Genomic DNA, 26,545 nt, shown 5'->3' with positions numbered 1-26,545 from the left:
TAATGTTTGGTATCGATTAACTTACAGGTTTAAGCCCAGTGTTAATGTCCAAAACATCTTGCTCATTCAATGTACCCACGGCTTGACGTAACTGCAGCACACTCAAAATATAGTTATAACGAGCGTCAGACAGGTTACGGTTGGCATCGTACAAACGGCGGGTAGAATCCAACACGTCAACTATGGTACGAGTACCCACATCAAATCCAGCTTCGGTTGCTTCAAGCGCAGACTGCGCAGAAACGACAGATTGGTTGTAAGCACGAATTGCGCCGATAGTCGCATTAATGTTGTTGTAGTGAGCACGCACATCTTTTACAACTGTACGGTATGTTTTTTCTAAATTCTGACTTGCTTCGACATATTTTGCTTCAGCCTGTTTTACTAGCGATGTAGTGTTACCACCAGTGTAAAGCGGAACAGACAAGTTTAAGCCAATATTAAAGTCGTTGAAATCACTATTACTAGTACCGCCTTCGGTGCCAGAAATGTCAGTGAAATTATAGCCACCATCTAACGTTAGACTCGGTAAATGACCAGCGTCGGCTAATGAGATGGAATCTTTTGCGATATCTTGCGCGATGCGTTTGGTCAGCAGCGCTAAATTCTCTTGTTGCGCTTGTTCGATCAATGCCTGTGTTGATGCATCGGGTCTGGCCGCTGAGAAACGTTTTGTATCAAGAATGGCGATTTTCTGGTGCTCTTCACCCGTAATCTCGCGCAGAGCTTCGTAGCTGTTTGCTAGCGTGTTTTCTTGAAGTACTTCAGATGCTAATACACTGTCGTATTGTGCTTGCGCATCGTGTACATCTGTAATCGCTGACAGACCGACTTCAAAGCGTTGCTTAGTCTGTTCAAGCTGGCGAGCAACGGCTGCTTTTTCGGCACGTACAAAATCAAGACTGTCTTGAGCTCGCAATACTTCGAAATACGCAGTTGCAACGCGCAATATCAGACCTTGTTGCTCTGCAGCGTATGCTGAGTCAACTTGTCGAGCGCTTTTCTCAGCCTGATCAAGGCTTACCCAGCTACTTCGGTTGTAAAGCTCCTGCTTTAAGCCAACCCCAGCCGTCAGAGAATTACTGTCGCGTGAGTTTAAACTGCTTTGTCGTATGTTGTAGCCAGCAGTGAGGTTTATTTGAGGAAGCAAAGTACTGCGAGAGCTGTTAACGGCTTCAAATGCTGCTTCGCGTTGTGCGGCGGCGCTTAGTAATTGAGGATCGTTTTGTTTTGCTAAATCGTAAATTTCAGCTAGGTTATCTGCCCAGGCTGCATTACTGCCCAGTGCAGCGGTAATCAATAGTGGAAGCAGCTTTTTCATTTTGCCTTTCCTGCCTTGTAATATAAAAATTGAAGCTATGCGAGTGTAACGCAACTCGCTTGATTTTTATGCCTATCTTTGCATTTTTAGCAATTTATCGCTGAGATGCACAGCAAATAAATTATTCATTTAAATATTTTTGCAATCATTATCAAAAAAGTTGAGCGCAATCATTGGAGATATCAGGATACAATGATTAGAATTCTCATCTCCGGAGACACACAATGCAGCAATCAGACAACAAACATCAACAGTTTACTCCACAAGATGTAAAAATCATCTCAAGAAAATCGCTTTATCGAGGCTTTTTCTCGATGGTGAAATACACATTCCAGCACAAATTGTTTTCTGGTGGATGGAGTAACCCCGTTGAGCGCGAAATGTTTGAAAGAGGCCATGCTGCTGCGATGCTGCCCTATGACCCTATCGAAGACAAAGTTGTTTTGATTGAGCAAATTCGAGTCGGGGCTCTTGAACATAATAGTCCATGGCAACTCGAAATAGTGGCTGGCGTTATAGATACGGATGAATCCTCTGAGGAAGTTGTCCGCCGCGAAGCCGTTGAAGAGGCCGGAGTTGAAATTGGGGAAATAGAAGCCATAACGAGTTATTACCCCTCTTCAGGAGGTTGTTCTGAAAAGTTGGATGTTTTCATTGGTCAGGTAGCGGCATCAAGCGCTAAGGGCATTCATGGCTTAGACTATGAAGATGAGGACATAAAAGTGCATGTGATGAGTCGCCAAGAAGCTTACCAGCTTGTTAGAGACGGAATTATTGAGAATGGTGCCTCAATAATTGCACTGCAATGGTTGGAATTGCATCATGAAGAACTAAAATCTCGATGGAAGTAAAGAATGTTGAATAAGCCATATCATGTTGATCTTGCAGCGCTCATGAGAGTCTATGAGACCAATTACGCCAAATTGAATGCATTGCTGCCAGGTCAGCCCAATGTCGGCGATGTGCGCTCCTATCAGGTGGCGTCAATGGCTTATCAGTTGGAAGTGAGTGAAGTGACCAAATACACCACGCTTATTGATGTGTGTCAGTGTGATGAACAACCCGTTTTTCCACTTCCGAAGATGACGGTAAGACTTTATCACGATGCTCGTGTTGCAGAAGTGTGTGCAAGCGAGCAGATTTCTCGTGTATTTGCTCGTTATGATTACCCCAATACAAAAATGGTGCAAAAGGATGAAAAGTTTCAACTTAACCAATTTTTAGGTGAGTGGCTTACATTCTGTCTTAAGAACGGTATTAGCCGAAGCCCCATTTACTAAGCACCAGCGTTATCAAAAACCAACGTTATTAAAAATAGTGTAGAGAGATTTAGCCAGGTTTTATTTTGAAATTGTCCTTAGATTCAAATCGCGATATCAGACTATTGCAGATTACTGACACTCATTTGTTTGAACCTGAAGACGGGTGCTTGTTGAGTGTTAACACCCAAGATAGTTTTCATGCTGTTATAAATACGGTTATTTCTCGGAAACTGGAATTCGAAGCCATTCTGGCAACAGGTGATATTTCGCAAGATCATACTGCAGCTTCTTATCAGAAATTTGAAGAAGGCATTGCTCCATTAAAGAAGCCATGTTTTTGGTTGCCCGGCAATCACGATTTTAAACCGGGCATGTACAGTATTTTCCCGTCGACGCAAATTAAGACAACTTCGCATGTCGTGCTTAATAACAAATGGCAGATCATCTTACTGGATAGCCAAGTTGAGGGTGTTCCTCATGGGCGATTGAGCCAAGAACAGCTAGATTTACTTGAATCTAAACTAACTGAGTTTCCAGAGCACCGTACCATTGTTCTACTACATCACCATCCAGTCTTGGTAGGCAGTCATTGGCTTGATCAGCATACTTTAAAAGATGCGGATGACTTTTGGTCGGTATTAAGTCATCACCAAAATGTAGAAGCTGTACTTTGCGGACATGTTCATCAAGATTTTGATGTTATGTATCAGGGAGTAAGGGTGGTGGCAACTCCTTCAACCTGTGTGCAATTTAAACCTAACTCCGATGATTTTGCGTTAGATAATGAATCCCCAGGTTGGCGTATGCTCACTCTTACCCGAGAGGGTGAACTAAAACTGGAAGTCGGGCGACTGTCCGATGGTGAGTTTCTCCCCGATTTTTCTGCTGGAGGTTACTAACTTGAGCGAAAATAAGCCTTCATTGTTGCTGTATATACATGGGTTTAACAGTTCCCCTCAGTCGCATAAAGCGAATGTAATATTAGAGTGGTGCAATGAAAACCGACCGGACATCAAAGTTATTGCGCCACAGCTTCCTTGCTACCCACAACTTGCCGCCGAGTTTCTGCTTGAAACAGTGGAAAAATATCAGTCAGACTATCAAATTGGATTGATAGGTAGTTCTCTAGGTGGGTATTTGTCGACTTGGCTAAATTCTCATTTTGGTTTTAGAGCTGTTTTGGTAAACCCAGCAGTGAAACCTTATGAATTGCTAGCGGATTACTTAGGGAAGCAAGTTAACCCCTATACTGAAGAAGAATATGTGTTAGAAGAAAAGCACATGGCTGAGCTAAAGGCTCTTGATGTAGGTATTATTAAACATCCACAAGATTTCTGGTTACTTCAACAAGAAGATGATGAAGTATTGGATTATCGGCAAGCCGTTACACGATATAAAGACGCAAAACAAACAGTCGAGCCAGGTGGAAACCACAGTTTTGTTGGCTTTGAAAGATATCCTCAACAAATCATAGAGTTCTTAAGAATTTAACGCGGTAGTCTAAAAATTCAAACACGGAGGGGCAGATAACCCAAGTTGGGATGGGGTCATAATTTTGAGGTTTACTTACCTTGGTCTCTTGACATCCCCTTGTCTGTTCCAGAGTATGTTCCATCATAGTTTTATCATTGTGCTTTTGATGTCTTTTTCTACAACTAGGCGCAACTTTCTACAATGTCACCAAAAAACTTAACAATCACGCATCAAAGTGCTGATTGCATTCTAATCATTTGAGTATTATTCCGTATTATGACTGAACAATATAATGCGAAAGACCTGTCTGTTCTTGAAGGTCTCGACCCAGTACGACACCGTCCAGGTATGTATACCGAAACTGAGCGTCCAAACCATCTTGCACAAGAGGTTATCGATAACTCAGTCGACGAAGCACTTGCTGGGCATGCAAAGAAGATAAAAGTCATTCTGCATAGCGACCAATCACTAGAAGTGATCGATGATGGTCGAGGTATGCCCGTCGATATTCACCCAGAGAAAGGCATTTCGGGTGTGGAACTTATTATGACCAAGCTCCATGCTGGCGGTAAGTTTTCCAACGACAACTATAAATTTTCTGGCGGATTACACGGCGTAGGTATTTCCGTTGTAAACGCCCTATCCAAACGTGTTGAAGTAACAGTAAAACGTGAAGGTCAGGTGCATGAAATTGCATTCGAGGGCGGCACGACAGTCAGTGATTTAACGGTGACGGGCACTTGTGGACATCGCAATACAGGAACCTCCGTTCACTTCTGGCCTGACGCCAAGTATTTTGATAGCGCCAAATTCTCTGTTATTAGGTTGATCAATAACCTACGAGCGAAAGCGGTGTTATGCCCTGGGCTAGAAATCACATTCAGCGATAAGGTAAATAACGAAGAACACAAATGGTTCTATGAAGATGGCCTAAAAGACTACCTTGCCGAAGGTGTGAAAGGCTATACCGTTCTTCCTGAAGAGCCTTATATCGGCGACTTTTCTGCTGAAACGGAAATGGCGACATGGGCCGTGATTTGGCAGCCTGAAGGCGGCGAAATGATCACAGAGAGCTACGTAAACTTGGTTCCCACCAAGCAGGGTGGTACTCACGTTAATGGTCTTCGCCAAGGTCTTTTGGATGCCATGCGTGAATTCTGTGAGTTTCGAAACTTATTACCACGCGGTATCAAACTGACGGGTGATGATGTATTTGACCGCTGTTCTTATGTGCTGTCGATTAAAATGCAGGATCCGCAATTTGCTGGGCAAACCAAAGAGCGTCTATCTTCTCGTCAAACCGCGGCATTTGTTTCAGGTGTAGTGAAAGATGCCTTTAGCCTGTGGTTAAATGAAAAGCCACAATTGGCTGAGCAACTAGCGGAAGTGTGTATTGCTAATGCGCACCGCCGTATGCGAGCGAGCAAAAAAGTCGTACGTAAGAAAATTGCGTCAGGTCCAGCACTTCCAGGTAAATTAACCGACTGTTCCGTTCAAGACTTGAGCCGAACTGAAATCTTCTTCGTGGAAGGGGATTCTGCCGGTGGTAGTGCAAAACAAGCTAGAGATCGTGAGTTTCAAGCGGTAATGCCACTTCGCGGTAAAATACTGAATACATGGGAAGTGTCCGCCGATCAGGTATTGGCTTCTCAGGAAGTACACGACATTTCTGTTGCTTTGGGCATTGATCCAGACAACGACAACCTAGACGGTTTGCGTTACGGAAAAATTTGTATTCTTGCGGATGCGGACTCTGATGGTCTTCATATCGCTACGCTTTTATGTGCCCTGTTTACGCGCCATTTCCGTGCGCTCGTAGAAGCGGGTCATATCTACGTTGCAATGCCTCCTTTGTATCGAATTGACTGTGGCAAAGAAGTTTTCTACGCCCTAGACGATGACGAAAAAGAAGGGGTATTGGAGCGCCTTTCTAAGAAGAAAGCCAAAATCAACGTTCAGCGATTCAAAGGTTTGGGTGAAATGAACCCACTTCAGCTACGTGAAACAACCATGGATCCCAACACGCGTCGCTTGGTTCAATTAACCATAGACGACAGCGATGCAACCATGGAAATGATGGATATGTTGCTTGGCAAGAAACGTGCGGATGACCGCCGAACTTGGTTACAAAGCAACGGTGATTTGGCTGAGGTTTAATAGATGTCGACAGAAATAACATACGATGGCGTTGAACAGCTGCCAATGCGCAGGTTTACTGAAGATGCTTATCTCAATTACTCAATGTACGTCATCATGGATCGTGCCCTGCCTTATATAGGCGATGGCTTAAAACCGGTTCAGCGACGTATTATTTATGCCATGTCGGAGCTCGGTTTATCCGCAGCGTCCAAATACAAAAAATCGGCTCGTACTGTGGGTGACGTGTTGGGTAAGTATCACCCTCACGGCGATTCTGCATGTTATGAAGCCATGGTATTGATGGCACAGCCTTTCTCCTATCGTTACCCATTGGTTGATGGTCAGGGAAACTGGGGTGCGCCGGATGATCCGAAATCCTTCGCAGCGATGCGATATACCGAAGCCAAACTGTCTAAGTTTGCCGAAGTATTACTTGGAGAGTTAGGTCAAGGAACCGTTGAATGGCAACCCAACTTTGATGGCACGATGCAAGAGCCACAAATGTTGCCTGCAAGGCTGCCACATATTCTTCTAAACGGTGTAACGGGTATTGCGGTTGGTATGGCGACAGACATCCCACCACATAACGTTCGTGAAGTGGCAGATGCCACAATAAAGCTGATTGATAATCCTAAACTGGAACTTGAAGACATAATGCAACATGTCCAAGGTCCGGATTATCCGACAGAAGCGGAGATCATTTCTCCGAAAGCTGAAATCGAGAAGATTTACCGCAATGGTCGCGGTAGCATAAAAATGCGCGCGGTGTGGAACAAAGAGAATGGTGAGATCGTCATTACTTCTCTACCCCATCAAGTCTCTGGCGCTAAATTGCTGGAGCAGATCGCTAATCAGATGCGAGCGAAGAAGCTACCAATGGTTGACGATCTTCGTGACGAATCTGATCACGAAAACCCAACACGTATTGTTATCGTTCCAAGATCCAATCGAGTAGACAGTGATCAATTGATGAATCATTTGTTTGCTTCCACGGATCTGGAAAAAAGCTATCGTGTTAACTTAAACATGATTGGCTTGGATAATCGCCCGCAAGTGAAAGGGCTGGTGATGATCCTGAAAGAGTGGATTGAGTTCCGCCGTGAAACTGTCCGTCGCAGGCTGCAATATCGTTTAGACAAAGTGTTGGCGCGTCTGCACATCTTGGAAGGTTTGTTGATCGCGTACCTAAACCTTGATGAAGTGATCGAAATCATTCGAACAGAAGATGATCCGAAAGCGGTGCTGATGTCTCGCTTTAGTATCTCTGAAATTCAAGCTGATGCGATCCTCGATACAAAACTTCGTAATCTTGCCAAGCTGGAAGAAATGAAGATTCGTGGAGAGCAGGAAGAGTTAGAAAAAGAGCGTGAGAAACTTGAGCAGTTGCTTGGCTCTGAGCGTCGCTTGAATACTTTGATTAAAAAAGAGATCAAAGCTGATGCTGAGAAATACGGCGATGATCGTCGTTCACCTATTGTTGAACGTGCAGAAGCGAAAGCGTTGACCGAACGAGACCTGATGCCAAGTGAGCCAATCACTGTGGTTCTGTCAGAAAAAGGGTGGATACGTCATGCTAAAGGGCATGATGTCGACTCAGAGAGTTTGAACTATAAATCGGGTGATAAATATCTTGCTCATGCTCGTGGTAAGAGTAATCAACAAGCTGTTTTTCTGGGTACAGATGGTCGCAGTTATTCGCTTGAATCTCACTCATTGCCTTCGGCGCGGAGCCAAGGTGAACCCATTACAGGTCGCTTGAACATTACCGCGGGTACAACGATTAGCCAGGTGATCATGGGTGAAGAAGAACAGCTTTGGCTTGTTGGTTCCGATGCGGGTTATGGGTTTGTCTGTAAAGGCACAGATTTACTTTCCAAAAACCGCAGCGGTAAGGCGTTGGTCAATCTTCCTCAAAATTCTGAGGTGATGACGCCAAGCGCTATTTCTGATTTGGATAATGACGAGATCCTCGCGATCACCAATCAAGGTCGAATGCTAATATTTGCTATTAAAGATCTTCCCCAACTTAGCAAAGGTAAAGGGAATAAGATCATTAATATCCCATCAGCGAAAGCCAAAGAGCGTGAAGAAACGGTTTCTCACTTAATGGCTCTTCCTAGTGGTGTCTCTATTACTTTGTACGCTGGAAAACGCAAACTTGGTTTGAAACCTGCTGACCTGGATAACTTCCGAGGAGAGCGAGGTCGAAGAGGCAGCTTGTTACCGAGAGGCTTGCAGCGAGTGACTCGAATTGAAATTGAGAGTAGCGCGCAGTTATCTGCCCCTGAATCGGACAGTGAATAATAAAAAACCCCCTAGTTTAGCTAGGGGTTTTTTGTTTGGTGTGAATTGAGTAACATATGTGAATGGGGCAATAGTAAAGGGAGGGTGTTCTAACCTTGTGGGTCATCACCTACGAGTACATTGAGTTTTACTTTCTCGCCTTTACGAAGAACGGTCATCTCTACTTCGGCACCAGGGCGAAGACCTGTTACAATTTCAAGAACGCCTTCTTTTCCGTTAACTTTTTCACCACCAATTTCAAGTATGATGTCTTTTACTCTAATACCTGCATCTTCTGCCGGACCCCCGACATCAACACTCATCACGATGATGCCGCCTACGTATTCTGCTCCAAGTATTCTTGATGAGATGGAGGTGATGTCTTGACCACTAATGCCGATGTAACCGCGAATAACACGACCATCAGCAATGATTTTTTCCATTACCCTATCCGCTAAAAAGTACGGTATAGCAAATGAAATTCCATAGGTATTTGTGTTTGTCGCTTGCTGGAAGGAAGCCGTATTGATACCGACTAACTCGCCTTTGGTGTTAACCAAAGCACCGCCTGAGTTACCTTTATTGATTGCCGCGTCTGTTTGTATAAAGGGCTGACGACCGTCAGCGCTGATGGCAAAGCGCTCTATCGCTGAGATGATACCAAAAGTGGTGGTTTGCCCTAAGTTATACGGGTTGCCTATCGCGAGTACAACATCGCCGACCTTTTCTTGATAGTTCGGGTTCAAAGGGATAACTGGTAGATTTGCCCCTTCAATACGCAAAACTGCGATATCGGTTCTACGGTCTTTCCCAACTAATTGAGCGGAGAAATATCTACCATCTTGTAAGGCTACCGTTATTTCCGCCGCTTGAGCAATGACGTGGTAGTTTGTAATGATGTAACCTTTTTTACTCACAATTACGCCTGAACCAAGATCTTGCTTGATTCCATTTCTGTCTTCATCACTTGGTTTGCTTGTGTAAATGTTGACTACGGCAGGGCTTGCTCTACGTACAGCGTGACTGAACGATACCTGAAGATCTTCGATATTAGATGGCGTGTCATCTATTGTTGCTTCTACCGCAGCTGTCCGTAGCGATGGCAATACAGCAAGAAGTAAACCTGCGGTGAGGAGACCTATGAATGAAGAGCGAAAAAGGGTTTTCCACATACTATCCTCAGAGTGGGTATAAAGGGGAAAGCCCCATAAGAATTTGATTTATATTGAGAGAGAAAGCATAGCACTGATTAGCCAACGTATGCCAGTACTGGCTATGTCAGCTATCTGTTAGCTCAGGAAGAACTTTTAAAAAGCAGGTATAAAAAAGGAAGCAGTAATTTTGCTTCCTTTTTAGAAATGTTTCTCGTCAAATGACAATAAGTGCTAAATTAACATCAATAACTTATTCAACAACAAGAACTTATTCAACCTCAATCGTTATCTAACAACAAGATAGATCGTTCTTTCGCCTCGTTGTATGTTCAATGCCAACACGCTTGGTTTGTCTTCCAAGATGGTTCTAAGTTGTCCAAGGTTTTTAACACGAGTACGGTTAACGCCTATGATGATATCACCTTCCTTTAGTTGATAAGCATCGGCAGGAGAACCTTTCTCTACACTTGTCACTTTCACGCCAGATAGTGGGTCGTTGTTATCTGTGTTTGAAAGCTCCGCGCCAGCAAGACCTTCATGCAGTTTGTCTGCCCGTGTCTTATTGTCACCAGCTTCTTGCAGGGTCGCGTCAAATGTTTTGTTTTTACCGTCACGAATAACCCCAATGGTGATTTCTTTACCGGCACCTAGCGTGGCTATTTTCGCTCGCAGTTCTCCGAACGTGCTAATGGACTTACCGTTTAATGAAACAATAACGTCTCCCGCTTCCAGTCCCGCTTCATCTGCCGCACTTTCAGGGACTACTTGGCTTACAAATGCACCCTTATTGGATTTATAACCAAGAGCATCAGCCAGCTCTGATGTGATTTCGCTTCCCTGAACTCCCAGCAGACCACGCTTAACTTGACCAAACTCCAGTATTTGCTGTGTCAGGTTTTTCATCATATTGGCAGGAATCGCGAATCCAATCCCAACATTACCGCCATTTGGCCCAAGAATCGCAGTGTTTATGCCGATCAGTTCGCCGTTTAGGTTCACCAATGCTCCACCGGAATTACCACTATTAATCGCGGCATCGGTCTGAATGAAGTTTTCAAAATTTTGCACGTTTAAGCCAGAGCGCCCAAGCGCAGAAACAATTCCCGAAGTAACAGTTTGACCTAAGCCAAACGGGTTACCTATTGCAACGGTAAAATCGCCAACGCGTAATTTGTCGGAATCAGCTAATACGATTTGGGTTAGGTTTTCTGACTTTTCCAATTTGAGTAATGCCACATCCGACATTTCATCGCCACCGATGAGTTCTGCATCGTATTCACGACCATCGTGTAGTTGGACGCGGATTTCATCAGCGCCTTTAATTACGTGGTAATTGGTGACAATGTGCCCTTTTTTGGCGTCAACAACGACACCAGAGCCCAGTCCGCGGAACGGACGCTCTTGCACTTGCTCAGCAGGAAAATCTGGGCCAAAAAAGAATCGGAATGCTTCTGGAACACGTTGAGTGGCAACATGTTTGCCTTCGACAGCAATGCTTACAACCGCAGGGGTTACTTTTTCAAGCATAGGTGCAAGGCTAGGTAACTGTACACCGCTAACCGCTACTGGTAATGCCGCAGTAGCGGGCAGTGGCGCGATGATTGAACTTAAGCTTAATGTTAATGCACTTAAAACAAGCAAAGGTTTTTTCATCATAAGGCTCCTCTTTGATAGGTGAAGATTATGACTCAGTAACCTAAATAAAGTTCAATCATCTATTTTTCAAGTCATGATACTTTTTGTACCAAGACCGATTTTTGTATCAAGATAGCTTTTTGCATCAAGACAGTTTTGGAGCAGGTTCATCGGTAGGTGTATTGATGACTTCTTTCTCTTGGTCTTTCAGCAGACCCGTTGCACCGTGTGCATAATCTTTAGGTGCTTGTTGACCGTTATCTTTAGAAACTGTTTCTTCTTCAGTATGTTGGGCTATCTTTTTTACAAATGGATTATCTTGTTCGGGAACATTAGGCAATAGCTCAGTCGATGTTTTCGCCATATGTTGGTAAAGCTTGGTGTAGTCTTTTCCAAGCACATCTAACATTTCTGCTGTTTGAGCGAAGTGATCCGCAAGTTCTTGTCTTTGTTGCTCTAATTCGAATTTGGATTTCTCTAAATCTTTTTGAATGGATTTTTGCTTATTCGCATCCGGTGTCATCAGTTTTGCTAGAAAATAACCGGCAACTAATCCGATCACAATCCCAATGACAATATACATCCCAGGCATAAATGCTCCTTTATCATCGTTACAGTAAGCTGTGTTTGGCTGAATTTTGGGGAATTCAATTGCAGAGACCAAGTCACCCTTAAGGCTTGATTTGTTATTGGTGTGTTACACAGCCGAAGGGGCATGGTACTATGAGTTCAGAGTACGATAAAGAGAAAGCGATTTATACTGAGAACAAAAAAACGGCATGTATCAACTCTTTCAAGTCGCTATAATCGTAATAATATCAACACGATTAATGAACAATAATTAACGTAGTTTCCAATGACGCCTAAGCTTAAATACCAAGAAGATATAGAAAATAACGGATTTTCGGTTGATCTTGCCCAGCAACTTGCTGTTGAAAAATTGGACAATTTATATCACCAATTTCAAGACTATTTAAATACCCCTATCGAACCACTTTCTACCTGGCAAAAAATGATTGGGAAGAAGCCTCAAAAACCAGAACCACCAAATGGTTTGTATTTTTGGGGCGGTGTAGGGCGCGGGAAAACCTATCTAATGGATACGTTTTTTGATGCTTTGCCCACCGATAAGAAACTTAGAGTTCATTTTCACCGCTTTATGTATCGGGTTCATGATGAACTAAAAGCATTGGGTGAAGTTGCGGATCCTCTAGAGAAAGTGGCTGATGTACTAAAGTCTGAAGCTGACATCATTTGTTTTGATGAGTTTTTTGTGTCGGATATTACTGATGCGATGATTTTGGGCACCTTGATGCAGGCGCTGTTTGCCAGAAATGTTGTTCTCGTCGCTACATCTAACATTCCGCCACAAGATCTGTACCGAAATGGATTGCAGAGGGCTCGTTTTTTACCAGCGATCGCGCTAATCGAAAAGCATTGTGATGTACTTAATGTCGACAGTGGTATTGATTATCGACTTAGAACCCTTGAGCAGGCTGAAATTTTCCATTTTCCGTTGGACGAAGGCGCCACAATCAATTTGAATCGATATTATCGCCAATTGGTTGGTGATGGTCATCAATGCATTACTCAAATCGAGGTGAATCATAGAATAATTGATGTCATTAATGTTCATGATGACGTATTGATGGCGACGTTCGCGCAGTTGTGTGAATCGATGAGAAGTCAAAATGATTACATTGAGATGTCTCGTGAGTATCACACTGTATTACTGGGTGATGTAAAGCAAATGGGGAAAAGTAATGACGACGCAGCAAGGCGATTTATAGCGTTAGTCGACGAGTTTTATGAAAGGAATGTAAAACTCATAATTTCTTCAGAGGTGGCTTTGGAAGAACTCTACACAGAAGGGCATTTGGACTTCGAATTTAAGCGCTGTCAGTCGCGTCTAATTGAAATGCAAAGTCATGATTATTTGGCTAAAGAACACTTACCTTAGTATCAGAAAAAGGTGCAATTTGCCGAGTCACTTCCCAAAGAGGAAAAAAATGATCTTTTTAGAGAAAAAAAGGTGATTTTTTCCTCACTCTTCTCTATAATCCTGCGACCTACCGTTACTGCGAGCCTCTGGCTACATATGATAAGTAGCTATGCCGAGAGTTTCCAACACTCGAAGGGGTGATGAATGGGGCTTTCAGACAGTGGGGACAAGTAATTGTTCCTTAAGTGTAAATTTTTTAATAGGTAATTATTAGCATGAAAACTTTCGTTGCTAAACCAGAAACTGTAAAACGCGACTGGTACGTTGTAGATGCAGAAGGTAAAACTCTGGGTCGTATTGCAAGTGAAATTGCATCTCGCCTACGCGGCAAGCATAAAGCAGAATACACTCCTCACGTAGACACTGGTGATTACATCATCGTTGTTAACGCTGAGAAAGTTGCTGTTACTGGTAACAAAGCTAAAGGTAAAGTGTACTACCGTCACTCTGAGTTCCCAGGTGGTCTAAAATCTATCACTTTTGAAAAGTTGATCGATCGTAAACCTGAAATGGCTATCGAACTTGCGGTTAAAGGCATGCTACCACGTGGTCCTCTTGGCCGTGCTATGTACCGTAAGCTGAAAGTTTACGCTGGCGCTGAGCACAACCATGCTGCTCAACAACCACAAGTACTAGACATCTAATCGGGGATTATGAAAATGGCAGAGAATCAATACTACGGCACTGGTCGTCGCAAAAGCTCAGCAGCCCGTGTTTTCATCAAACCAGGCAGCGGTGAAATTGTAATCAACAAGCGTAGCCTTGATGTTTACTTCGGTCGTGAAACTTCTCGTATGGTTGTTCGTCAGCCACTTGAGCTAGTTGAATTGACTGAGAAGCTAGACCTATACATCACTGTTTCTGGTGGTGGTATTTCTGGTCAAGCTGGCGCGATCCGTCACGGCATCACTCGCGCTCTTATGGAGTACGATGAGTCTCTACGTCCTGCGCTACGTGCAGCTGGTTACGTTACTCGTGACGCTCGTTGCGTTGAACGTAAGAAAGTTGGTCTACGTAAAGCACGTCGTCGTCCACAATTCTCTAAGCGTTAATCTTTCTCTATTCAGAAAGTTACCGCTCCAGTTTTACTGGATTGTGGCACCAAAAGCTCGGTATTTATACCGGGCTTTTTGTTTATTTCCTTCCTGAAAATTCCTTCTAACTCTTTCTTCTTACGTTACATTTTTTAAATGTCCCTATCTTTTGTGATGTAATCGCCACTTTCACTCACATTTGTTACAAAAAAGTAGTATTACCTTGTCAAAAAGTAGGGTTTTATTTATCATTTCTTAAGCAAATAAGTATAAAAAACGCGTAATTTTTAGCCATGCTCTTTTGGAAGTCGAAAAAATAATAAGACACTGGGAGCAAATGGGAGAATGTTGGATGAGCAATGCGCCTATAAATAACGGACGTCGGCGCTTCCTAACAGCCACAACTGCAGTTGTGGGTGCTGTGGGAGGTATCGCCGTCGCCGTTCCTTTTATCAAATCTTGGAACCCTAGCGCCAAAGCTAAGGCCGCCGGAGCCCCCGTTGAAGTTGAAATTGGGAAGCTGGAAGAAGGTCAAATGGTTCGTGTTGAATGGCGAGGTAAACCTGTTTGGGTAGTCCGTCGTTCAAATTCCATTGTTGAAGAACTCAAGGAGCTGGACGGGCAGCTTCGTGACCCAGCGTCATCAGAGGAGCAGCAACCTTCTTATGCACAAAATGCTTATCGGTCTATCAAACCTGAGTATTTCGTCGCAGTAGGGATATGTACTCATTTGGGTTGTTCTCCAACTTATCTACCTGATAGCTTTAACGAGCAAGTACAAGGAGTTAAGTCTGGCTTCTTTTGTCCATGTCACGGTTCTAAGTTTGATATGGCGGGACGAGTATTCCAAGGGGTTCCAGCTCCGTTAAACTTGGTTGTTCCCAAACATACATACTTGACCGACTCTAAGATTCTTATTGGGGTTGATGAAGGAGGGGAAGCCTAATGCAAGTGCTACTCGATTGGGTAGAAAAACGCCTACCCGCAATGAATGCTTATAAAAAGCACCTTTCAGAATACCCAATGCCAAAGAACTTCAATTTCTGGTATCTTTTCGGTTCTTTAGCAATGTTGGTTTTGGTTAATCAGATCTTAACGGGCATCTGGTTGACAATGAATTATGTACCGTCTGGTGATGGTGCATTTGCTTCCATTGAATACATAATGCGAGATGTTGAGTATGGTTGGCTTCTTCGCTACATGCATTCAACTGGCGCGTCTGCATTTTTTGTTGTGGTATATCTCCACATGTTCCGTGGGCTAATTTACGGATCTTACCAAAAGCCTCGTGAGTTACTGTGGATCTTTGGTATGTTGATCTTCCTTGTGCTCATGGCTGAAGCTTTTATGGGGTACCTACTTCCTTGGGGGCAGATGTCGTATTGGGGGGCGCAGGTAATTATTTCGCTATTCGGTGCGATCCCTGTAATCGGAGATGACTTAACGCTTTGGATTCGTGGTGACTATGTTATTTCTGGTGCGACGCTTAACCGTTTCTTTGCACTTCATGTCATAGCATTACCAATCGTATTACTGCTTCTCGTTGTTTTGCATATTTTAGCTTTGCATGAAGTCGGCTCTAATAACCCTGATGGTATTGAAACCAAACTACCGAAAGGCAGTATGGGTGACGACTATAAAACGCAATTCAAATTCCATGACTATTACAGCAAAAAATACGACATTATTGATTCGGTACCTTTCCATCCGTATGGAACCGTAAAAGATTTAGTCGGCGTTGCTGGGTTCTTATTCCTGTTTTGCTACGTATTGTTCTTTAATCCAGAAATGGGAGGCTACTTCCTTGAGCCACCTAACTTCGAAGCAGCAAACCCGCTGAAAACACCAGAGCATATAGCGCCAGTTTGGTACTTCACGCCTTTCTACGCCATATTACGTGCTGTACCGGATAAGTTGTTAGGTGTGGTTGCTATGGGGGCTTCGATTGTTGTGTTGTTCCTACTACCATGGCTTGATCGTTGTAAAGTACGCTCTTATCGTTATCGCAGTAAGTTCCACTTATTCAATATCATTCAGTTCACCATCTGTTTTATCGCGTTGGGTGTTTTAGGTGCTTTACCTGCGACACCAACCTACACGCTTATGGCGCAGATATTTAGTTTGGGTTATTTCATGTTCTTTGTGTTGCTGTACTTCTACAGTAAAAATGAAGCCACGAAACCATTACCAGAGAGGGTGACATTCAAATGAAAAAGTGGATTGTAATGCTTTTTGCTTTGATGCCGTCTTTAGTGATGGCAGCTGGTGCTAACGTACCACTAGACAAAGCGAATAATGATTTAAGCGATAAGGCTTCTCTGCAAAATGGTGCGAAGCTATTTATGAACTATTGCTTTGGTTGTCACTCAGCGCAGTATCAGCGTTATGAACGTGTAGCTACTGATCTTAATATTCCTCTTGATCTTATGAAGGAACATTTGATTTTTGATCCGGAAGTTAAAATCGGTTCGTTAATGGAAAACTCGATTCCAGATAAACAAGCTGGTAACTGGTTTGGTGCGCCACCACCCGATCTGACTTTAGTCGCAAGAGTTCGTGGAGCGGATTGGCTATACACCTACCTTCGTTCTTTCTATGCTGATCCATCCCGTCCTTTTGGCGTAAACAACGTTGTATTCCCTAGCGTTGGTATGCCACATGTACTTGAAGAGTTGCAGGGTGTGCCAACTGCAGTGTATGAAACACACACTGTAAATGGCGAAGAGAAACAGGTAATTGCCCGAATTGAAACGGATGGTCGGGGAGAACTTAGCCCGACGGAGTATGATGATGCCGTTAGGGATTTAGTGAACTTCTTGGAGTACTCAGGAGACCCCGTCAAACTTGAGCGTCATGTCATGGGCTGGTGGGCTATGGCATTCCTCGTTCTCTTGACTATAGTGGTAGTATTCCTCAAGAAAGAGTATTGGCGTGATGTTCACTAATCGTGCTATAATACATCGCTAATTTTTCTACAATGGAGGCAGATGGTCTCCATTGTTTTTTTTATTTTCAAGTGTGCTGGAGGGCTCAATGGCTGTAGCTGCCAATAAACGTTCCGTGATGACTCTATTTTCTAGTGCTTCTGATATGTACAGCCACCAGGTTCGTATTGTTCTGGCTGAGAAAGGGGTGAGTTTCGAAGTTGAACTGGTTGATGAAGCAAACTTACCAAGTGAGCTTATCGAACTAAACCCTTATAAGACGGTGCCAACCTTGGTCGACCGTGAACTAGCACTATATAACTCCAAGATTATCATGGAGTATCTGGATGAGCGTTTTCCGCACCCACCATTGATGCCAGTCTACCCTGTTGCCCGTGGTAACAGCCGTTTGATGATGTTCCGAATTGAGAACAACTGGTATTCGTTGGCAGAAAAGGTACAGAAAGGGAACGCTGAAGAAGCAGAATCTGCTCGCACTAAATTGCGTAACGATCTACTTACTCTTGCTCCAATTTTTGCAGAATACGAATACTTCATGAGTGAAGAATTCAGCTTGATCGATTGCTACTTGGCTCCGCTTCTATGGCGTTTGCCTACGTTGGGAATTGATTTAATTGGACCGGGTTCGAAAGAACTTAAGATTTATATGAATCGCGTATTTGAGCGTGATTCTTTCTTAGCTTCTTTAACAGAAGCTGAGCGTGAAATGCGTTTGGTTCGTTAATGGATATAGAGAAAATGACACCGCGCCGCCCTTATTTGGTACGCGCGTTTTATGAGTGGTTGGTTGATAATGACTTAACCCCGCATTTGGTTGTTGATGCAACGTTGTCTGGTGTACGAGTTCCTCAAGAGTTTATTCAGGATGGTCAAATCATTTTGAATATTGCCCCTCGTGCGGTGGGTAACTTGGAAATGAGCAATGATGCGATTACTTTCAACGCCCGATTTGGCGGTAAACCTCATTCTGTCATCGCACCTCTTTACGCTGTGCATGCGATATATGCTCGTGAAAATGGTGCAGGAACTATGTTTGAACCTGAAGAAGGTTACATAGACGCAGAGGAAGGTATTGTTGAGGAAGATTCTGAAGATATCGGATTTGATGTTGTTGACAGCATTGTGGAATCCGAACAAGACGAGTCCCCATTGGATAATACTTCGCCTGAGAGACCGAAAGGTCGCCCTAGCTTAAGAGTCGTCAAATAGTCACTAGGTTCCTATTCTCTAATCGGATAATACATAAAAGCAGCGAATTTTCGCTGCTTTTTTATTGAGATAAGAAGAAGGATCCTATTCAGGTAACTATCATTCGAAGCTAAGGCTGTTCAGCTATTTCGAAAGCTCGAATAACTTGCTTCACACCAGAGATATTGCGTGCAATGTCGGTCGCGATGTCTGCCTGTTCAGGGGTAACGTACCCGAGTAAAAAAACTTCACCATCTTCAGTAATAACTTTGATTTTTACCGTTGTCAGATTTTCGTTTGCAATCAAACTGGTTTTCACTTTTGTGGTAATCCAGCTGTCGTGTGTAATAGTTTGCAAATCAAGCAGTGGGCGAACACGTAATTGGTTAGATACATTACTTACCCCCTCTGCTTCTGACACTCTCGTACCGAACTGCTCTTTGTAATCTTGAGTGACAGCTTGACCGATTAGAATAACTTTGCCACGAAAGGCGGTTGCGGTTGCTTTTACGTTTCCGGAATAAGGAGCTTTGTTTCCAATACCAGCTACCTCAAATTCCAATTGGCTATCCTGCCATTGTTCTTGAGTTGTACGCGTATCTGAAACGATATTGGCAGTGGTTGCTGCACCAGCCACCAACAATCCAGCACAGCCTGTAAGACTCAAACTGCAAGCTGCGGCTAAAATCCATTTTTTCATTTTTGCACCTCTAATCAAAATGCTTTGCTGTAGACCCGCTATTCGTCATGCGATGGAAAGAGCACTTGATCGATAAGGTCGCATAGACAATGCAGGGTTACCATGTGAACTTCATGGATACGAGCAGTGCGGTGGGATGGGATGCGAATTTCGACATCCGATTCACCTAGTAGCCCAGCCATCTCGCCGCCATCTTTACCCGTGAATGCGATAATGGTCATATCTCGGGTTACAGCTGCTTCCATTGCTTTGATGATGTTTTTGCTATTTCCGCTCGTCGAAATAGCGAGAAGAATGTCACCTGTTTGACCAAATGCTCGTACTTGCTTGGAAAAAATTTCTTGATAGTGATAATCGTTGGCGACAGCAGTTAGAGTTGTATTGTCTGCTGTAAGTGCCATAGCTGGAAGGCTCGGTCTTTCAGTTTCAAAACGATTAAGCAAGCAAGAAACAAATTGCTGAGCATTCGAGGCTGATCCACCATTACCGCAGCAAAGAATTTTATTGCCGTTAAGCAAACTGGTCACCATTGCCTGCGCGGCATGCATAATGTGATCCGGCAGCGCTTCAGCCGCTGCAATTTGAATTTGAATACTTTCTGTAAAGCTTTCTTTAATGCTGTCTAGCATCGATTATCCTTGAGTTATTGCGTTCTTTATCCACTCAACTTGCCGCCCCTCATCATGAATAGCGACGACGTCAAACCGAAAATCGGTATCATAAGGAGATAAGTTGTTCTTGCTTAGCCATATCATAGCGGCTTTAACCAGCCTGCGCTGTTTTGCTGGTGTTACCATTTCCGCTGCGTGCCCGTAGTGGCTTTGTTTACGATACTTTACTTCGACAAACACTAATGTGCTTTGTTCTTTCATAATCAAATCTAATTCACCCATTTTGGTATTAAAATTAGATTCAATCGGTTTTAGCCCTTTACCAGCAAGATAGTTACTGGCAAAGGATTCGTATCGTTCACCTAACGCTCTACGGTTAAATAGCCTCATGCTCAGCCCAGCTAACTTCGCGCTGAACTACACACTCGTTATTAATGGTTAGAGTGCCAGTTTGCCCTTTAACTGAGTATTCTGGCATAACTTTCATTTGTGGCAACTCTAAGATGAGTTTGTATGCGTCCATTCCAAGCGCATGCAGGCGTTTTTCTACATTACCACTTTTCGGCCAGTTTTCTTCAAGTTGCGCTTTTAAAGTGGAGTTTTGCTCAATTAGCATCGGTATGTCGCTGTATACCACACCACTTAAGTCTTCATACTGACGCTTTTTCCCACTATTACTTCGCGAATTTGAAAACAGCTTAGGAGGCGTTGTGTCTGGATTGATGGCCACTTCGATAAAAGGTTTAATGAGAGTCAGCTCGGAACTTTTAGCCACAACATAGACCGCATCAATATCGCGGCGGCTGCGAGGTTGAGACTCAGTTTGAATATTGATTAGGCGATTAAGTTGGGCAATACGAGCTTGGCTGTCCGCCAGACCAAAGATTGAGTTGATGTTCTTTTGAAGCTGAGATTTGTTACCAAAATAGCTGAACGCAGCTGGGTTTTTGCTGTATTTCTCCCATTCTGATTTGAACGCTTGAGTCACTCGCTCACCAAAACTCCCTACGGGAGCAAGAATCAGAGGATACTGAAACCCGTTTGCGAATAAATATTTGGCTGCCTGAGCAACTTCTTGTTCGGGAGAGAGAGTGAAATAACACACACGGGTTTCAGGTAGCTTTGCGTCTGGAATATTTAACGCAAGCATCGGAAGTTGTGTAGATTGTTGCAGTATTTCTACTTTATCTTTCACGAGTGGACCGACAACAAAATCAACATGACGCTTTTCAAGTTCTTGCTGTATTTCATCCGTTGAAAGCGCAGCGGAATCAAGAACCGTCAATGTCGCCATGTCTTCCCGATTAAAATCATCCATCATTGCATGAATGAAGCCATCGCGAACCAACTGACCTTGCTTTCCATATTTACCGCTGAGAGGCAATACCAGCCCGGTATTCTTAGGTTTGATGATTTCTAAGGCGAGAATGGCTTGGACATCATTAGGGGTATAGATGTTCGCTGGGTGCTCTGGATTGGCTTCAAACCAAGTTTCTAACGTATTTTTGAGTTGAGCTGGATTTCCGGAAATGGTTTTCATGTAGACAGCAAGCTGAAGCCAGCCTTGCAATTCTGCTTCCCCATCCTCGGCTTGTAGAGAAGTAATATCGTACTCAGAGTACGTACTCAGATTGAGCCAAATATTCTGATGATTTCTTACTTGCGCATCTTCAAGCGAATACTGATTCGCAGCAATGTATTCTCGACTGGCGTTTAGATGATCCGACAGCAGTTCAAATAACTGAGCACGAAATTCATGATATTCAATCCACTGAGCATTACTTAGCTCCCACCAAGGCTGATAATTCAATTGCTGCAGAGCGGATTGAATTTCGCCAGTGCGGAAGAGCAATTGCGCCCGAGAAATTTGCCATTCGGCCATCTGCACAGGTGATAAAGCTTGCTTAGATAGACGTTTTACTAAATGATCGGCTCTGACCAAATCGTTTTCTTGCAAAGCCGCTTTTAACGCCATGATCAGAAGATCATTTTGGGTGCCACCTTTCGCACTGTCGGCTTGCATGACATAGACCTGTGCACTTTGCGTTGGATCTTGTGTAACGTCAATATTCACAGGTGTTTGTGAAGTAGTCGAACACGCCGCTAAAGTTACTGCCAAGGCGATAGGGGTCAGAAGGCGTGGTACACTAAATTTATTCTGGTGCTTCATAGCCATGAGTTCTTGTTAAACAAATACAAAATTGTCTCTATATTAATCGTTGAAGTGATGGTAAACAAATGACAGACAACAATTCTTCCCCGTCTGAGGTCTCAACTCTCTATATTGTTCCCACCCCAATCGGAAATTTGGGAGATATTACGCAGCGAGCCATAGAAGTTTTATCCAACGTGGATCTTATTGCTGCTGAAGATACCCGACACACAGGCAAGTTACTTTCCCACTTCAATATATCGACGAAAACATTCGCTCTGCATGATCACAATGAACAACAAAAAGCGCAAGTACTGGTTGATAGGTTACAACAAGGGCTTTCTATTGCTCTGGTTTCCGATGCTGGAACGCCATTAATCAGTGATCCAGGTTATCACCTAGTGAATCAATGTCGTCAGGCGGGTGTCAAAGTTGTGCCATTACCTGGTGCCTGTGCTGTAGTGACAGCATTGAGCGCTGCCGGGCTGCCTTCTGACCGATTCAGTTTTGAAGGTTTTCTTCCTCCGAAGAGTAAAGGTCGAAAAGATAAATTCCTTGAAATTGCCAAGGCTGAGCGTACCTGTATTTTTTATGAGTCGCCACATCGCATCATGGATTCCCTCAAGGATATGCTTGAGATACTTGGTTCTGATAGAGAAGTGGTTCTAGCCCGAGAGCTGACCAAAACGTATGAAACGATTCAAGGGATGCCTTTAGGCGAACTTATTCCTTGGATTGAAGAAAATGATAACCGTAAAAAAGGTGAAATGGTGCTGCTCATACACGGTCACCGAGAGCAAGCCACAGAAGAAATACCTGATGAGGTGACTCGTACTTTGAGTATTTTAACCAAAGAGTTACCACTCAAAAAAGCGGCAGCAATGACGGCCGAAATATACAACCTCAAAAAAAATGCTCTGTATAAATGGGGATTGGAGCATTTAGATTAAGACTCGTCGATAAGTTGCTTGAGTTTTATACGATTGGCATTAAAAATATCGTCAACCCTAATGAGCCCCTAGACAGTAGGCATCTATCTCTATACAATCCGCGGTCGGAGTTGACTGGGTAGTCGCTGCTTCGTTGATGTCCTTCGGGAGACTGACGGAGGGGAGGAAAGTCCGGGCTCCAAAGAGCAGGGTGCCAGGTAACGCCTGGGGGGCGCAAGCCCACGACAAGTGCAGCAGAGAGAAAACCGCCGATGACCTATTTCCTTCGGGAAGGGCACAGGTAAGGGTGAAAGGGTGCGGTAAGAGCGCACCGTGCGACTGGCAACAGTTCGTAGCAAGGTAAACTCCACCCGGAGCAAGACCAAATAGGCTTCCACATTGCGTTGCTCGCGTAAGGAAGCGGGTAGGTTGCTTGAGCCAGTGAGCGATTGCTGGCCTAGACGAATGGCTACTGCCGCGCAAGCGGAACAGAACCCGGCTTATGTGTCGACTCCACCTATTCAGAACCCATCATTACTTTACCGAGTAATGATGGGTTTTTTGCTATTTGCTGACGCATTTAAGACTATTGTGGCTAAACTAAGCGAGACTTAGATACAAAAGCTAACAAAATAAGATTAAGTACTGGCAGCAAAGAGCGAAATCAGTACACTAAACCCTTGCTTTATTTTCGCCATTCGGCACAAGAGAAAACCATGACAGAAACTTTTCAGCACATTTCCGTTTTACTAAATGAATCCATTGATGGGTTGGCAATTAAACCCGACGGCATTTATATAGACGGCACTTTTGGTCGTGGTGGTCATAGCCGAACCATTCTTTCTAAGTTGGGAGAGAATGGTCGCTTGTTCAGTATCGATCGCGATCCGACGGCGATTGCTGAAGCCCAAAAAATTGATGATCCTCGTTTTACTATTGTTCATGGTCCATTTTCGGGTATTGCAGAATACGCCGAGCGCTATGATCTTGTAGGCAAAGTTGATGGCGTGCTTCTTGACCTTGGTGTCTCCTCTCCACAATTAGATGACGCTGAACGTGGATTCAGTTTCATGAAAGATGGTCCATTGGATATGAGAATGGATCCGACGTCAGGTATGCCCGTTTCTGAGTGGCTAAAAGAAGCCGATTTAGATGACATTACGTGGGTCATTCGTGAATTTGGTGAAGATAAGCACGCAAGACGAATTGCTAAAGCCATTGTCGCTTATCGTGAAAATGAAGAAAACGAGCCAATGACACGTACAGGTCAGCTCGCTAAGTTGATTTCAGATGCAGCCCCTAAAAATTTCAAAGAGAAAAAGCACCCAGCGACTCGCAGTTTTCAAGCATTTCGAATTTACATCAATAGTGAATTGGAAGAGATCGATACCGCTTTGAAAGGGGCAGCTGAGATTTTAGCGGCAGAAGGGCGTCTTTCTGTCATCAGTTTTCACTCTCTCGAAGATCGCATGGTTAAGCGTTTCATGCGAAAAGAGAGTAAAGGACCTGAAGTACCTCATGGTATCCCAATGACGGAAGATCAAATTAAGGCACTGGGCAGCGCACGAATGAAAACACTCAGTAAAGCCATCAAACCTTCGAAACAAGAAGTGGATGAAAATACGCGTTCACGCAGTTCAGTGTTAAGGATTGCGGAAAAACTTTAATGCCTAGTGCCAAGGACGTCTCCCCTAATCTCGCCAAGCTCATTTTCATCGACATTGTTACTGTCGGAAGAGTTCCTGCGACCTTACTATTGTTAGCGTTTGCTTCTGCTATGTGGGTGGTACATACCACTCACGATACGAGGGCTGCCATCCACCAACGTGATAGCGAACTGGTTGAAAGGGATCGCTTAGATAACGAGTGGCGCAACTTGATACTGGAAGAGAATGCGTTGGCAGAGCACAGCCGTGTGCAAGAGATGGCCCAGAAAGAATTAGATATGAAGCGTCCAGATGCCGACAAAGAGGTTATAGTTTCTTTCCAATGAGCAAGTCTAAAACCACTTCTAACACAAGAAAGCAACCTGAAAAAGAAACGCCAATTCTTATCCGCTGGCGTTTTGCTGTTGTGCTTGGGTTTGTTGTGTGTGTCATGGGGGCATTATTAGCGCGGTTAGCTTACATTCAGGTTATTGAGCCCGATAATCTAATTCGACAGGGCGATTTGCGCTCTGTTCGTGTCAAAGCACTACCTTCCGCCCGAGGGATTATTTCTGATCGGAATGGAGAGCAACTTGCTGTCTCCGTACCCGTTGAAGCCGTTTGGGCAGATCCAGTCACCATATTTAAAGAGTCCGGACTTGAGCCGATAGAGCGCTGGTATGCATTGGCCGACGTACTTGGAATGGACCGCCAAAAACTTATTACGCGCATCAATAAGAATAAGTCGCGCCGTTTTATCTATCTTCAACGCCAAGTCAGCCCTGCAATGGCAAATTATATTCGAGAACTAAAGTTAGCGGGTGTCGGGCTAAAGCAAGAGTCTCGACGTTATTATCCTTCAGGTGAAGTTAGTGCTCACTTGATTGGAGTAACTGGAATCGATGGGCATGGGCTTGAAGGTATAGAGCGTTCGTACGATAAATGGCTCATGGGTGAGGCAGGTAAACGTACCATTCGAAAAGATCGTTTTGGGCGCGTGGTGGAAAATATCTCGCTTGAAGAGAGGGAAGAAGGACAACCACTTCAACTTACCGTGGACCAACGATTACAATCCATTGCGTACCGAGCGATGAAACAAGCTGTTGCCGATCACAATGCGACTTCAGCTTCAGCGGTGCTTCTCGATGTTAAAACGGGCGAAGTACTGGCTATGGTTAACGCACCATCTTATAACCCAAACAATCGCTCCCAACGACAAAGTTTTCGAATGAGAAACCGCACCATTACAGATGCGTTCGAGCCGGGTTCGACGGTGAAACCTTTCGTTGTGTTAGCAGCGCTCGAAAATGGTGTGGCTGACGAAAACACAGAAATTGATACGGGTAATGGCATCCTACAAATTGGCGGAAGTCGAGTACGAGATGTGTCAAAGGTCGGGAAAGCTGATCTCACCACCATATTGAAAAAATCGAGTAATATCGGTGTCACTAAGTTAGCACTTGCTATGCCGTTGGAAGCATTGCTGGGAATGTACAGCTCTGTGGGCTTTGGTGAAGTCAGTGGTTTAAACCTTGTCGGTGAAACTACGGGTATATTCCCTTCTCGACGTCGTTGGTCTAAGTTTGAAATCGCAACGTTGTCATTTGGGTATGGGTTATCGGTTTCACCAATTCAATTAGCGCATGCGTACGCTACATTAGGCAATTACGGAATGTATCGACCTTTGCACATTGTGAAAAACAATAAGCATGATATTTCAAAGCAAGTGATCGATGAGCACAACGTAAAATTAGTACTGAATATGATGGAAAAGGTAACCCAAAAAGGGGGCAGTGCCACACGTGCTGCTGTTCCGGGGTATCGGATTGCCGCCAAAACGGGAACATCTCGTAAAGCAACGGCTGGTGGTTATAGTGACGAATATTTTGCTTATACAGCTGGTATTGCACCAGTAAGCGATCCAAGGCTGGCATTAGTTGTGGTCGTGAATGAGCCGCAAGGTGACCAGTATTACGGTGGTACTGTTGCCGCACCGGTATTTTCTGAAATTATGAAAGGTGCGCTGCAAATTCTCAATGTCGCACCGGATGAAAACCAGTTTTCGGAATAA

General features: G+C 44.0%; 26 protein-coding genes and 1 other RNA gene. 19 read left to right on the top strand and 8 right to left on the bottom strand.

The window, feature by feature from the left end; genetic code table 11:
- Positions 1-16: 16 nt before the first annotated feature.
- Positions 17-1,321, bottom strand: a complete 1,305-nt coding sequence (tolC, locus tag VPNCDNU1_RS16350) for an outer membrane channel protein TolC (RefSeq protein WP_104401311.1) — start codon at positions 1,319-1,321, stop codon at positions 17-19.
- A 224-nt stretch (positions 1,322-1,545) separates the two neighbouring features.
- Between tolC and nudF the strand changes: the two genes are divergently transcribed.
- From nudF to parC, 6 genes are all read left to right on the top strand, one after another.
- Complete coding sequence (gene nudF, locus VPNCDNU1_RS16345; RefSeq protein WP_104401310.1) at positions 1,546-2,172, top strand: ADP-ribose diphosphatase; 627 nt, start codon at positions 1,546-1,548, stop codon at positions 2,170-2,172.
- Between the two features lie 3 nt (positions 2,173-2,175).
- Positions 2,176-2,601 (top strand): DUF1249 family protein, encoded by a 426-nt coding sequence (locus VPNCDNU1_RS16340; protein WP_101112449.1) that lies wholly within the window; start codon positions 2,176-2,178, stop codon positions 2,599-2,601.
- 65 nt (positions 2,602-2,666) lie between these two features.
- Positions 2,667-3,482 (top strand): 3',5'-cyclic-AMP phosphodiesterase, encoded by an 816-nt coding sequence (gene cpdA, locus VPNCDNU1_RS16335; RefSeq protein WP_104401309.1) that lies wholly within the window; start codon positions 2,667-2,669, stop codon positions 3,480-3,482.
- Position 3,483: 1 nt separating this feature from the next.
- A complete protein-coding gene (gene yqiA / locus VPNCDNU1_RS16330) occupies positions 3,484-4,074 on the top strand; it encodes an esterase YqiA (protein WP_305848803.1) in 591 nt (196 codons plus the stop codon).
- Between the two features lie 258 nt (positions 4,075-4,332).
- Positions 4,333-6,213 carry a DNA topoisomerase IV subunit B gene (parE, locus tag VPNCDNU1_RS16325; protein ID WP_104401307.1) on the top strand — a complete coding sequence of 627 codons (1,881 nt, stop codon included), beginning with the start codon at positions 4,333-4,335 and terminating at the stop codon, positions 6,211-6,213.
- A gap of 3 nt (positions 6,214-6,216) precedes the next feature.
- Complete coding sequence (parC, locus tag VPNCDNU1_RS16320) at positions 6,217-8,499, top strand: DNA topoisomerase IV subunit A (protein ID WP_104401306.1); 2,283 nt, start codon at positions 6,217-6,219, stop codon at positions 8,497-8,499.
- Between the two features lie 89 nt (positions 8,500-8,588).
- Here parC and degS read toward each other — a convergent pair whose 3' ends face one another.
- From degS to zapG, 3 genes are all read right to left on the bottom strand, one after another.
- Positions 8,589-9,650 (bottom strand): outer membrane-stress sensor serine endopeptidase DegS, encoded by a 1,062-nt coding sequence (degS, locus tag VPNCDNU1_RS16315; RefSeq protein ID WP_104401305.1) that lies wholly within the window; start codon positions 9,648-9,650, stop codon positions 8,589-8,591.
- Between the two features lie 267 nt (positions 9,651-9,917).
- A complete protein-coding gene (locus VPNCDNU1_RS16310; protein ID WP_104401401.1) occupies positions 9,918-11,285 on the bottom strand; it encodes a Do family serine endopeptidase in 1,368 nt (455 codons plus the stop codon).
- A gap of 127 nt (positions 11,286-11,412) precedes the next feature.
- A complete protein-coding gene (gene zapG, locus VPNCDNU1_RS16305) occupies positions 11,413-11,859 on the bottom strand; it encodes a Z-ring associated protein ZapG (protein ID WP_104401304.1) in 447 nt (148 codons plus the stop codon).
- A gap of 264 nt (positions 11,860-12,123) precedes the next feature.
- On the opposite strand from zapG, the gene zapE reads away from it, so the two are divergent.
- The 8 genes from zapE to sspB all read left to right on the top strand — a co-directional run bounded on the left by zapE (position 12,124) and on the right by sspB (position 18,457).
- Positions 12,124-13,227: a cell division protein ZapE gene (gene zapE / locus VPNCDNU1_RS16300; protein WP_104401303.1), complete on the top strand. Its 1,104-nt coding sequence runs from the start codon at positions 12,124-12,126 to the stop codon at positions 13,225-13,227.
- 257 nt (positions 13,228-13,484) lie between these two features.
- Complete coding sequence (rplM, locus tag VPNCDNU1_RS16295; RefSeq protein ID WP_101112440.1) at positions 13,485-13,913, top strand: 50S ribosomal protein L13; 429 nt, start codon at positions 13,485-13,487, stop codon at positions 13,911-13,913.
- Between the two features lie 15 nt (positions 13,914-13,928).
- The gene (gene rpsI / locus VPNCDNU1_RS16290; protein ID WP_101112439.1) at positions 13,929-14,321 is read left to right on the top strand and encodes a 30S ribosomal protein S9; all 393 of its coding nucleotides are present in this window, start codon (positions 13,929-13,931) and stop codon (positions 14,319-14,321) included.
- 334 nt (positions 14,322-14,655) lie between these two features.
- Positions 14,656-15,249: a ubiquinol-cytochrome c reductase iron-sulfur subunit gene (gene petA, locus VPNCDNU1_RS16285; RefSeq protein WP_104401302.1), complete on the top strand. Its 594-nt coding sequence runs from the start codon at positions 14,656-14,658 to the stop codon at positions 15,247-15,249.
- The gene (locus VPNCDNU1_RS16280; protein WP_104401301.1) at positions 15,249-16,514 is read left to right on the top strand and encodes a cytochrome b; all 1,266 of its coding nucleotides are present in this window, start codon (positions 15,249-15,251) and stop codon (positions 16,512-16,514) included. The genes petA and VPNCDNU1_RS16280 overlap by 1 nt, the downstream gene beginning before the upstream one ends.
- Positions 16,511-17,248, top strand: coding sequence for a cytochrome c1 (locus tag VPNCDNU1_RS16275; protein WP_104401300.1), 738 nt, complete (start codon positions 16,511-16,513; stop codon positions 17,246-17,248). The genes VPNCDNU1_RS16280 and VPNCDNU1_RS16275 overlap by 4 nt, the downstream gene beginning before the upstream one ends.
- Before the next feature lie 88 nt (positions 17,249-17,336).
- Positions 17,337-17,972 (top strand): stringent starvation protein SspA, encoded by a 636-nt coding sequence (gene sspA / locus VPNCDNU1_RS16270; protein ID WP_101112435.1) that lies wholly within the window; start codon positions 17,337-17,339, stop codon positions 17,970-17,972.
- Positions 17,972-18,457 (top strand): ClpXP protease specificity-enhancing factor, encoded by a 486-nt coding sequence (gene sspB / locus VPNCDNU1_RS16265; RefSeq protein WP_104401299.1) that lies wholly within the window; start codon positions 17,972-17,974, stop codon positions 18,455-18,457. Before sspA ends, sspB begins: the two co-directional genes overlap by 1 nt.
- Positions 18,458-18,566: 109 nt before the next feature.
- Here sspB and VPNCDNU1_RS16260 read toward each other — a convergent pair whose 3' ends face one another.
- From VPNCDNU1_RS16260 to VPNCDNU1_RS16245, 4 genes are read right to left on the bottom strand one after another with little or no spacing between them, the layout of a single operon-like run.
- On the bottom strand, positions 18,567-19,136 hold the full coding sequence (locus VPNCDNU1_RS16260; RefSeq protein WP_104401298.1) for a BON domain-containing protein: 570 nt from the start codon (positions 19,134-19,136) through the stop codon (positions 18,567-18,569).
- Positions 19,137-19,174: 38 nt separating this feature from the next.
- On the bottom strand, positions 19,175-19,765 hold the full coding sequence (locus tag VPNCDNU1_RS16255; protein WP_104401297.1) for a phosphoheptose isomerase: 591 nt from the start codon (positions 19,763-19,765) through the stop codon (positions 19,175-19,177).
- Positions 19,766-19,768: 3 nt separating this feature from the next.
- Positions 19,769-20,137 carry a YraN family protein gene (locus tag VPNCDNU1_RS16250; protein WP_104401296.1) on the bottom strand — a complete coding sequence of 123 codons (369 nt, stop codon included), beginning with the start codon at positions 20,135-20,137 and terminating at the stop codon, positions 19,769-19,771.
- Complete coding sequence (locus VPNCDNU1_RS16245) at positions 20,124-21,917, bottom strand: penicillin-binding protein activator (RefSeq protein WP_104401400.1); 1,794 nt, start codon at positions 21,915-21,917, stop codon at positions 20,124-20,126. Before VPNCDNU1_RS16245 ends, VPNCDNU1_RS16250 begins: the two co-directional genes overlap by 14 nt.
- Positions 21,918-21,985: 68 nt before the next feature.
- Between VPNCDNU1_RS16245 and rsmI the strand changes: the two genes are divergently transcribed.
- From rsmI to VPNCDNU1_RS16220, 5 genes are all read left to right on the top strand, one after another.
- The gene (gene rsmI / locus VPNCDNU1_RS16240; RefSeq protein ID WP_104401295.1) at positions 21,986-22,849 is read left to right on the top strand and encodes a 16S rRNA (cytidine(1402)-2'-O)-methyltransferase; all 864 of its coding nucleotides are present in this window, start codon (positions 21,986-21,988) and stop codon (positions 22,847-22,849) included.
- Positions 22,850-22,955: 106 nt separating this feature from the next.
- Positions 22,956-23,347: RNase P RNA component class A (gene rnpB / locus VPNCDNU1_RS16235), an RNA gene on the top strand.
- A 197-nt stretch (positions 23,348-23,544) separates the two neighbouring features.
- The gene (rsmH, locus tag VPNCDNU1_RS16230) at positions 23,545-24,495 is read left to right on the top strand and encodes a 16S rRNA (cytosine(1402)-N(4))-methyltransferase RsmH (RefSeq protein WP_101112428.1); all 951 of its coding nucleotides are present in this window, start codon (positions 23,545-23,547) and stop codon (positions 24,493-24,495) included.
- Complete coding sequence (ftsL, locus tag VPNCDNU1_RS16225) at positions 24,495-24,821, top strand: cell division protein FtsL (protein WP_104401294.1); 327 nt, start codon at positions 24,495-24,497, stop codon at positions 24,819-24,821. The genes rsmH and ftsL overlap by 1 nt, the downstream gene beginning before the upstream one ends.
- Entirely contained in the window at positions 24,818-26,545 is a 1,728-nt protein-coding gene (locus tag VPNCDNU1_RS16220; protein WP_104401293.1) for a penicillin-binding transpeptidase domain-containing protein, read from the top strand. Before ftsL ends, VPNCDNU1_RS16220 begins: the two co-directional genes overlap by 4 nt.

This window comes from Vibrio penaeicida (assembly GCF_002933855.1).
In the GTDB taxonomy this organism is placed as follows: domain Bacteria; phylum Pseudomonadota; class Gammaproteobacteria; order Enterobacterales; family Vibrionaceae; genus Vibrio; species Vibrio penaeicida_A.
The sequence above is the reverse complement of the archived record's forward strand: the minus strand, read 5'-3'. Positions and strand labels throughout refer to the sequence as shown.